The 3,959-nt window shown below is 44.6% G+C and carries 2 protein-coding genes; both read left to right on the top strand.

The annotated features are described in order from the left end of the window. Positions 1 to 158: 158 nt before the first annotated feature. Positions 159 to 2,495 (top strand): phage NrS-1 polymerase family protein, encoded by a 2,337-nt coding sequence (locus ACR2PX_RS13255; protein WP_433999831.1) that lies wholly within the window; start codon positions 159 to 161, stop codon positions 2,493 to 2,495. 44 nt (positions 2,496 to 2,539) lie between these two features. Beyond that, positions 2,540 to 3,472 carry a hypothetical protein gene (locus tag ACR2PX_RS13250; protein WP_433999830.1) on the top strand — a complete coding sequence of 311 codons (933 nt, stop codon included), beginning with the start codon at positions 2,540 to 2,542 and terminating at the stop codon, positions 3,470 to 3,472. Positions 3,473 to 3,959 lie beyond the last annotated feature (487 nt).

The raw sequence follows: 3,959 nt of genomic DNA, 5'->3' as shown, positions 1-3,959 counted from the left end.
AGTGAAGCTCAGTAAAGCTGAATTGAAGGAAATTCAACCTTACATCATACGAAACCCTGAGTTACGAAAGTGGGATGTTGCTATTGTGCCAGAGCCGGTAAATTATTAATTGCTGTACCCCTAAGTGTAAAAAGGTTGGGCTTGATTATGAGATAGAAATGTATGAAAAAGTGCGTTTCATCACTATTACCGGCCATGTTGTTGATGGCAAATATTTACTTAGCCAGGATCAGGAGGCGCTGAAAGCTCTTTATCTTGAGCGGCTTGATATTGAGCCAAAACCGGTCCAACAACCTGTAAAGCCAGCAGCTCCTCTGGAAATGGATGACCAGGCACTCATTGCTGCCATTAAGAAGAGTAAGCAGGGGGGGAAGTTTGAAGCCTTAATGGCCGGTGATCGTTCAAGCTATGCCAATAAAGACAATGACGGCTGGTCTGAGGCGGATATGGCTCACTGTTGCGTATTGGCATGGTGGACCCGGAAAGATCCTGAGCGTATGGATCGCTTTTTTCGCTGCAGTAAGCTGATACGACCAAAGTGGGATGAAATGCGAGGTGGGCAAACCTATGGCCAGATGACTATAGAAAGTGCCATTAAAAACACCCGGGGTGAATACGATCCTGAGAAGCACAAGAATAATGTCATTTCTATCAAGCGCAGCCGAAAGGTTCAAACGACTTCAACCGGGTTCACTGAGGAAGAGGTTTTATTTCATGATCCAGTCCCCTGGCCTGACACGGGTAGTGAGCATTTTATTGATGCCCATTCAGGTGCGTTGTTTAGAGGTCAGCCTTGGGGGGAGTCTCATAACAGGGATTTGATTGCATTAAGGCCGATCTGGGTTCATTCATTGGCCAATGATGAGTTTGGAGCATCCTATCGGGTTATTAAATTCTTTAATGAGAATTATGAGCCCAGGGCCGCCTGTTATCCGGCCAAGTGGTTCACTAAAACCAAAGACGCTTTAGTCTGGGGGGACTTGCTTGAACAAGGCATGATCATGATGTCAGGGAAAGAGAAATACGTTTCCCGTTATCTGGATCTTATGACACATCACAGCAAAATTCGCAGTTGGGCAGCGTCCAAGTTGGGCTGGTTTGAAGTACCTGGTCAGGAGGAAAGTCCGGTATTTGTTTTGCCAGACAAAATTATTGGCAATACAGGCGATGGGCGAGAAATTTTCTTTCAGCAGCAACAGGAGGTAGCCAGTAAAACCATATCATCCAGGGGGAAGTTATCAGAATGGAAAACCGAAATTGCTGACAAGGCAAAAGGTAACTATCTGATTATGTTTTGTATTGCTGCCGGTCTGGCTGGGGGCATGACAAAGCTGTCAGGTACGCCTTCAGGTGGTTTTCATTTTTGGGGGTTGTCGCGCTCTGGTAAAACGGCTTTGATGCAGTGTGCTGCCAGTGTCTGGGGTAATGGCTCGGATCCTCAGGTATATAGTAGTAAGACCAGTATCCGTAAGTGGAATGCCACAGCAAACGGGCTGGAAGCTACGGCTCAGCTTCATAATGATATTGTGCTTTGTCTGGATGAGATCGGGGAGCTGGATGCTCAAGAGCTGGGCAAGTTAATTTATACACTGACCGGTGGAACGCCCAAGGGGCGAAGCGTAGAAACTGGCGGGCTCAGGAATCAAACGTATTGGCATATTATGCTGCTGTCGTCAGGTGAGCAGTCTACAGAACAAATCCTAAAAAGTGTTGGTCAGAACAAGCGAGGTGGGCAGTTGCATCGTATGCCTGACATTCGTGTGGATGCTCTGGAGAATGGAATTGTTCAAACTGACGATGATCCCTCAGACCTGGTGGATCATTTGAAGGATTCAAGTGGTAAGTTCTATGGGACAGCGGGGCCCGTTTTTATCAGCTATTTGCTTAGCCAGTTGAAAGAGAAAGGTTATAAAAAATTCAGAAATGAAATTCTGGATAATGTTAAAACCATGAAGGTTTTGTTGATGAGTGGTGACGTCCCGAAATCTAATGAAGTAGAGGCGGTTCTTAAGCGCATGGCGGCCATTGCTGTAGCGGCTATGTATGCCTCAGAGGCCAAGATACTCGACTGGCCACCCCATTTGATTAACGACTGTATGGTGTTTATTCGAGATCTCTGGATATCGGATATGGAAGATGATGTGAGCGAGCTGGACAGAGCTTTGTCGGAGCTGAGAAGTAATATTATTTCTAACCTGGCAAACTTTGAAGACCTGGCAACAGATTATAATTACTCAACCTTTAAGCAACCCGTTAAATTGATGGGCTATAAGGATAATGAATTCATTATGATACTGCCCAAATCAATGGATGATTTTTGTACTTATTCCAAACGACAGATATTAAATGAGTTAAAGGTTAGAAAGTACCTGGAGCCCGGCGAGTTTGATAAAAGTAAGGGGAAGGCAAGAGTGGCTAAAAAAATTCCTGTCCGTATTTACGCAAAGGAAAGACCTCGCTGCTATTACATTCGTCGTGAATTTTTAAATGACTGATTGAATAAGACTCTCGATTAACTCATATCAAAATAGAGTGAATTATGAATTGTTGGATGCGTTACAGTCTTATGGCTGGCTCTGTCATATTGTCTATCGTTTCTATTGTCTTTACCGTATTGCTTTGGAGTCAGCTGCCTGAAGAAGAATGGTTGCAATATGTTTCTGGTCTCGCGGGTTTTGCGCTTGAGCTTTGCAAGTTCTCATTGTTACCCATGGCGTTTCTGTTCCTCAAGAACAGGAATCTGTTGCCGGGTGTTTTGTTGCTAATAGTGGGTGTTTCTTTGTTTGTTGTTTCTATTGGTGCCTCAGTAACGTTTCTGGAAACAGGAGAGCAGGCACGACAACAACAGTCTATTGCCTGGCAACAACGACAAACCACCATCAGTCAACTGGATGAACAAATCAGGATAGGGCAGGAAGCGGCTTCCAGAACACTCAGGGCAGATACACTGGCCGAGGTGAAGGAGTGGCAGAAAGAGCGAAGAGAGTTGCTTGATAAGCCTGTAGAGCAGTCTGTCGGGTTGGTAGGGTTAGAAAGTCAGAAGCGGTTTTATGCCTGGCTGCTGCTGTCGATCCTGATAGACGGTTGTGCTGTTGTTGGTTTTACCCTGTTATCCAGTCAGGAGAATGCAGGACAGCAACAGAAAACAAGGCGAAAACAATATCAAGAGCAGCTACAGGAACGCTACCAGGAGCAAGAACAGAAAAGCATGCCTTGTGTGTCGGGAACAGTATCAGAAACAGTCACCACTCGGGCAAGAACAGAGAAACAACTGTCGGAAACGACAACAACCGTTACCTTGAAGAGTGATCTCAGAGAAAGAATCCTCTCGGGTCAGTATGGCGATAGGCTGACATTAAGAGGTGTTATGGAGAAGGAAGGTATTGGCTATAAGAAAGCCAAGACGCTGTTTGATGCTTTGGAGGTGGATGGGGTTTTGGTGAATACTGGAAAGGGTTATGAAGTTGGGTAGGCTTTTATTAATTGGATGATTAGAAAAAGCCCGAATTGAATCGGGCTTAATAGATTGGTTTAGGCAGGTAATATAATCAAATCATTGTCTTTGGCAATGAACTTAACCAGGGAGAGGTTAACGAATCCATTGCCAATGGGTTTGTCCAATACGTTTTTTAATTGTATAGGCTGTTGTTTTGATAAGGCTTGTTTTACGTATTGTGAAATCTGAACCGGAGAAGAGCAGTTAACTTGCTGCACAATGCACCTCCGTAGATTCCAGTGATTCAATAATTTTAACCAGGTTGTTATGGATGACGCTTTTCTCATAAGCGCTGAGTTTCTGAAATTCCAGAATCAAGTCTGACCTGGACAGATCTTTGTAATTCCTAAAAAACTGCTGGACAGAGAAAGAGAATAATACCTTTCCCTTGCAGCGACTATCCTTTATCCCATGGTTTTCTCAACCCGCAACGAACAGCAGAGTGAACAGACTGCAAAGCTTC

Origin of the sequence: Endozoicomonas sp. (assembly GCF_051008435.1) — a bacterium.
Classification (GTDB): domain Bacteria; phylum Pseudomonadota; class Gammaproteobacteria; order Pseudomonadales; family Endozoicomonadaceae; genus Endozoicomonas_A.
Note: the sequence above shows the minus strand (reverse complement) of the source record. Positions and strands in the feature narration are given on the sequence as shown.